General features: G+C 69.6%; 3 protein-coding genes. 1 reads left to right on the forward strand and 2 read right to left on the reverse strand.

Annotation, left to right across the window (positions count from 1 at the left end; translation table 11 throughout):
• Nucleotides 1-187: hypothetical protein (locus ABZ281_RS32875; protein WP_356661460.1), on the forward strand; the 187-nt coding region annotated here is incomplete at its 5' end.
• A gap of 27 nt (nt 188-214) precedes the next feature.
• Here the strand turns inward: ABZ281_RS32875 and ABZ281_RS32880 are convergent.
• Both ABZ281_RS32880 and ABZ281_RS32885 read right to left on the reverse strand, forming a co-directional pair.
• Nucleotides 215-919, reverse strand: coding sequence for a hypothetical protein (locus tag ABZ281_RS32880; protein WP_356661462.1), 705 nt, complete (start codon nt 917-919; stop codon nt 215-217).
• A gap of 115 nt (nt 920-1,034) precedes the next feature.
• On the reverse strand, nt 1,035-6,176 hold the full coding sequence (locus ABZ281_RS32885) for a hypothetical protein (RefSeq protein WP_356661464.1): 5,142 nt from the start codon (nt 6,174-6,176) through the stop codon (nt 1,035-1,037).
• Nucleotides 6,177-6,280 lie beyond the last annotated feature (104 nt).

Genomic DNA, 6,280 nt, shown 5'->3' on the forward strand with positions numbered 1-6,280 from the left:
GGCGACCCGCAAACGGGCGGGCGCCCCACACCCCCCGGCGGAACGGGGCGACGTGGAACGCATCGCGGCCCGCCTGCGCGCCACGATGGACGAGGCGGCGTACGACCGCGAGTTCACCGCCGGCACCGTGCGCGACCACGAGAGCGAGGCCGCGGTGGAGTCCGCCGTCCGGCCGGAGACCTGGTGACGGGCCCGCTCACTCAGTGCCCCGCTCTCACTCAGCGCCCCGCGCGTGGGACCACGCCTCCTTGAGGTCGCGGTTGCGCGCACGCGCCCCCATCTCGTCCCAGAACCTCCGCAGGTTCGCGACGGTCGTCCTGCGCCGCCAGCGCGCCCGGCGCCGGAACCGGAGGGAGCGCCACACCTGGAAATGGAACCTCTTGAGCATCGAGTGCTGGTGGATGCAGAAGAGTTCGTTGAGTTCGGTGCGACACTGCGGCCCTTTGGGTGGATACGGACAGAACTGGAACGCGCACCCGTCGACACAGTGGGAGCCGGGCAGCGAACGAGGTGTCTCTCCGACGAGTGCCTGCCGCGGGTCGAGCGGTGTGCGGTCCCTGGCCAGGCAGGGTGGGAGGGCGTTCCGCTCGCTGGAACAGGCGTCCTCCAGGCGCAGCAGGGCGTCCGTCGGCCGGTCGCCCCGCTCCTCGGTGAGGATGAGCAGGACCAGTACGTCGGCGAGGAGTTGCTGGGCACCGGGGTCGAGGGTGCTCCATCCCCTGGACGGAGGAATCCACAGGTTGTGCATCCGCCATTCGGTTGGCGAGCTGGTGCCGGATCCGATCTGCGAGGCCGTGCCGGCCTCGTCGATCCACAGGAACCGGTCCGGGTGCCGGCTCTGCAGGGCCTCGTAGGGGGTGTTCTGGTGCGGGGTGAACGAGCAGGAGTGGACCAGCATCGGAGCGAGCCAGGCTCGCATGATCCGCTTCCGGTGATCCTCCAGTTCCCGGTTCCGCAGTTTCCTCGCTCTCGGCGGTGGGACGCCGGGGCAGTCGGCCGCCCTTGACGGCCGCCGCCGCGGATACCGGCGGGCGTCAGATCGCGTCCTCCCGCTGCATGCTGGCACCGCGGTTGTTGAGCGAGACGTAGGTCCCGATGCGGCGGAAGTCGTTCATCACGCCGAACCTGCTCTTGTCGGACGGCAGGAGGTCCCGCACCTCGGCCTCCCCCGCCAGCAGGTCGTGGAGCGTCTTCTTGTAGGCGTTGTAGACCCTCGCGGTGTAACCCGGCTCCAAGGCCGCGTTCACACGGTGGTCGTTGGTGACGGCGATGGAGGCGAGGTCCATCAGGTAGCAGTCGAACACATCGGTGACGTCCTGTGCCTTCGCGTTCTCCTCGCCGTTTCGGACGTCCTGCGCGAGCACCCTGGCCATCTCCAGGATGATGTCGCGGTAGATGCGGTGCCGGGTGCTGCTCTGGTAAGCGGCCATGATGTGGTCGGCCTGACCGGCACCCTCCGTGCTCATGGTGCGCGGCGGGTTCACGTCCTCCAGCCCGGGCACCGGCAGCGGGAAGTTCTCGAACATCGCCTCCTCGTCGGGAAGGCCCGCGTTCTCCGAGGCCAGGGGGTGCAGGCCGATCTCGTGGGCCAGCATGCCCATCACATGCCCGATGTCGTACTTCTCGAAGTAGTAGCTGGCGAGGTTGATGTCGACACCGTCCGGGCCGCGGTCCAGGACGTCGGCCGGTGGCTCGGTGGTGCGCACGTGCAGCGTGACGCGGCAGGGCCGGTCGGCGATGTAACGGCGGATGGTGTCGTGCTTCCGCAGCAGATCGATGATGCGGACCGCCCTGTCGCGGTACCCCTCGTCCGTGTGCTTGAGGTTGGTGAACTCGAAGTTCCCCGAACGGAACGGCGTGAGCATCCGGGGCGGCACGTCGCCGGTGGCGGCGGCTTCGTCGGCAGCGGCGGCCTCGCCGGCCATGGCGGTGCCGCCGGCGGGCTGGGGCAGGGAGACCGGGTCCACCCACAGCGACCGGCGGGTGACCGGCTGGGAAGCCGACCGGGCCGCTTCCCAGGATGGTTCTCCCTGCCCAGCCGGGTACGCGTCCACGTCGCCGATCAGCGCGCCCAGCAGGGCAAGATGCCGGTCGCGGAGCCCGGCCGCGGGGAGCGAGGCGTCCTCCGGGTCCGCGTCGAGGTCGCCGAGGAGGCTGCCGGGGATGTGGGGGCGGTGCGGGGAGTCGGCGTCGCGGTATTCGTCCCGAAGGCCCAACTGGTGCGTCAACTCGTGGACCAGCTGCACCGGCTCGGCATCCACCCACCAGGTCTTCTGATCCATGCCCCGGTCCCGGCCCACCAGATCCACCGTCAGATGCGGCGAGTCCTCCTGATCCACGGGCTCGACCGTCACATGCAGCCGGCCACCGTTCGGCAGACGGTAGCCCCGCTCGTTCAGGAACTCCTCGACCCCCGCACTCAAACGCCCGAAGACACGCGCGCTCTGATCGTCCGCACCCCGCATCGCGACCCGGACCGTGAGGTCGGTGATGGTGTCGCCGTCGTGCGTGAAGCGGCGCGCGTCGAAGCCCGACCGCACCACGAATCGGGGGCGGATGTCACGGGTCCCGTCCAACTGCGGTGTGGTGACACGGTCTCGCCGGTCCACTGCGTCACCTTGCGGAAGTCGGGGCGCTGCTTCGCCCGCGGGGGTGGGCTGCTGGATGCTGTCGCCGCGGTTGTTGGTGCCGACGCTGGTGGCGAGCTGGGCGAAGTCCCCCAGCACACCGAACCGGCCCTTGTCCGCGGGCAGCAGAGACCGCAGAGGGCTGTCGGCAGGGAGGTGCTCGACCAACTGGGCCTTGTAGGCGTTGTACGACTTCGCCGTGTAGTTCGGGTCCGTGATCGCCCGCGCCCGGTGGTCGTTGGTGACCGCGATGGACGCCAGGTCCATCAGGTAGCAGTCGAACAGGTCCGTGACGTCCTTGGACTTGGCACCCGCAACACCCACCCGGGCCCGCTGCGCGAGCACCCCGGCCATCTCCACGACGATGTCGCGATAGAGGCCGTGGCGGATGCTGTGCGGGAAGGCCGCCATGACGTGGTCCGCCTGGCCCGCACCCTCGGTGTTCATGAAACGCGGCGTACTCAAGGACTCCAGCCCCGGCACAGGAAGCGGCATCCCCGCGTACAGGTCCTCCTCCTCGGCGATGCGCCCGTTCCGCGAGGCGAAAGGATGCAGACCGATCTCGTGCGCCAGCATGCCCATCACGTAACCGGTGTCGTACTTCTCGAAGTAGTAACTCGCCAGATTGATGTCGACACCGTCATCACCGCGGTCCGTCACATCGGCCGGAGCCTCCGTCGTCCGCAGGCGGAGGGTGATGCGAACGGTGCGGTCGCCGATGTAGGCCTTGATGGTGGCGTGCTCATCCAGCAGTTCGACGATCCGGACCGCCTTGTCGACGTACGCCTCCGTCTGGTTCAGGTTGGTGAACTCGAACTGCCCCAACCGGAGCGACTGCGGGACCGGTTCGGACGTCGGATCGTTGGCTTGCGGGAGGCGGGGCATGGCCTCGCCGGCCGGGAGCGGCACCTGGATGCTGTCGCCGCGGTTGTTCGCCGCGACGGCCGCCGCCAGTTGGGCGAAGTCGCGCACCACACCGAACATGCCCTTGTCCGCCGGCAACAGCGCCCGGGCCGGACTGTCCGGAGCCATGTGCTGCTCGAGCTGGGTCTTGTAGGCGTTGTAGACCTTGGCGGTGTTGCGGGGCTCCTTGGCCGCGTTCGTACGGTGATCGTTGGTCAGCGCGATGGACGCCAGGTCCATCAGGTAGGTGTCGAACAGGTCCGTGACGTCCTTGGTCGTTGCCCCCTCCACACCGGCCTGCGCGGCCCGGGCCAGCTGGTCGGCCATCTGCAGCACGATGTCGCGGTAGATCCGGTGCCGGGTACTGCTCGGGTAGGCGGCCATGATGTGGTCCGCCTGCCCGGCACCTTCCGTGCTCATCGTGCGCGGCGGATTCTGGTCCTCCAGGCCCGGCACGGACAACGGGAAGTACTCGAACATCGCCTCCTCGTCCGGGATGTTCCGGTCCTGGGAAGCCAGCGGATGCAGGCCGATCTCGTGAGCCAGCATGCCCATGATGTAGCCGATGTCGTACTTCTCGAAGTAGTAACTCGCCAGGTTGATGTCCACGCCGTCCGCACCCCGGTCCGTCACATCGGCCGGCGTCTCCGTGGTACGCACGTGCAGGGTGATCCTCACCGGACGGCCACCGACATAGGCGGCGATCACCGGGTGCTCACCGAGCAGCTCGATGATCCGGATCGCCTTGTCCCGGTACTTCTCGCTCGTGTGCTTGAGGTTGGTGAACTCGAAGTTCCGCGACCTGAAGGGAACAAGAGAGCCTTCCTGCGGCATGTGCGCGGGGACGTCGGCGCTCACCGTGTCGTCGGCGGGCCGGGGCAGGGAGACCGGGTCCACCCACACCGACCGGCGGATGACCGGCTCAGCGGCGGACCGGGCCTCCTCCCATGTCGTCTCGTCATCGGCGACGTCGCTGGTGTGCAGGTCCACGTCGCCGATCAGTGCGCCCAGCAGGGCCAGATGCCGGTCGCGCAGACCGGCCGCGGAGAGCGACGGGTCCTCCGGGGCCGCGCCCAGCTCGCCCAGCAGGCTGCCTGGGACGTGCGGGCGGTGCGGGGAGTCGGCGTCGCGGTACTCGTCGCGAAGGCCCAACTGGTGCGTCAACTCGTGGACCAACTGCACCGGCTCGGCATCCACCCACCAGGTCTTCTGGTCCATGCCCCGGTCCCGGCCCACCAGGTCCACCGTCAGATGCGGCGAGTCGGCCGGGTCGACGTACTCCACCGTCACGTGCAGGCGATCCCCGCTGGGAAGCCGGTGCCCCGGTCCGTTCAGCAACCGGGCCACTCCCGCGTCCAGCCGCTCACGCACCCGCACGCCCTGCTCCTTCGAACCGCGCAGAGCGACGCGGACGGTCAGGTCGGTGACCGGGTCACCGTCGTGCGTGAAGCGCCGCGCGTCGAAGCCGGACCGCACCACGAAGCGCGGACGGCGGTCAGGCCCGCGGCGCGACGGCGAAACGCCCGGTACGGTCCGCCGGCCGAGCTCGTCCTCGGTCCGGTGGCCGTCGTCCGTCTCCTGCGGGAGACGCGGGCTGGCCTCGCCGACCGGAGTCGGCTGCTGGATGCTGTCACCGCGGTTGTTGGTCCCCACGCTCGTGGCGAGCTGGGCGAAGTCCCGCAGCACGCCGAACCGGCCCTTGTCGGCGGGCAGCAGGGCACGGAGGCGGCTGTCCTGCGGCAGATGCGCCTCCAGTTGCGCCTTGTAGGCGTTGTACGACCTCGCCGTGTACCCAGGGTCCGTGATCGCCCGCGCCCGATGGTCGTTCGTCACCGCGATCGAGGCGAGGTCCATCAGGTAGGTGTCGAACAGGTCCGTGACGTCCGCCGCCTTGGCGCCCGGCACACCCACCCGCGCGCGGTGCTCCAGGATCTGGGCCATCTCCACGATCACGTCCCGGTACAGACCGTGCCGGATCGACTGCGGGAACGCCGCCATCACGTGATCCGCCTGGCCCGCGCCCACGGTGTGCATGAAACGCGGCTCGTTCAACGACTCCAGGCCCGGCACCGCCAGGGGCATGCCCGCGAGCAGATCCTCCTCCTCCGCGATGCGTCCGTTCCGCGAGGCCAGAGGGTGCAGGCCGATCTCGTGGGCCAGCATGCCCATGACGTAACCGGTGTCGTACTTCTCGAAGTAGTAGCTCGCGAGGTTGATGTCGACTCCCGCATCGCCGCGGTCCGTCACGTCGGCGGGTGCCTCTGTCGTGCGCACGTGCAGGGTGATGCGGACCGGACGGCCACCGACGTAATCCCTGATCCTGGGGTGCTCGTCCAGCAACTCGATGATCCGGATCGCCTTGTCGGCATACCTGGCGTCGGCGTACTTGAGGTTGGTGAACTCGTAGGTGCCCAGCTTGAAGGGGCGCGGAGACGGTTGCGGGGCTGCGGGTTCCTGGGCGGGGGTCGGGTCGGCGCCGGTCAGCGTGGACAGTTCGAGCGCTTCCTCCTCCACCGTCGCGTCCGCCGCGGTCGGCGCGGTCGGCGCGGTGTCCGCGGTCGGCGCGGCCCGCACGATATCCGCCGTCGGCGCGGCCCGCACGATATCCGCCGTCGGCGCGGTCTCCGCGGTCGGCGTGTGCGTCACCGTCGGCGTGAGCGGCGCTTCCGGGTGCTTCGGCTCGAGGGCCGGGGTGTGGAGGATCAGGGGGACGAAGTCGCCGCCGCGGCGGCGGAGGCGGAGGTGCGGGC

The organism is Streptomyces sp. NPDC006265, from assembly GCF_040613555.1.
Classification (GTDB): Bacteria; Actinomycetota; Actinomycetes; order Streptomycetales; family Streptomycetaceae; genus Streptomyces.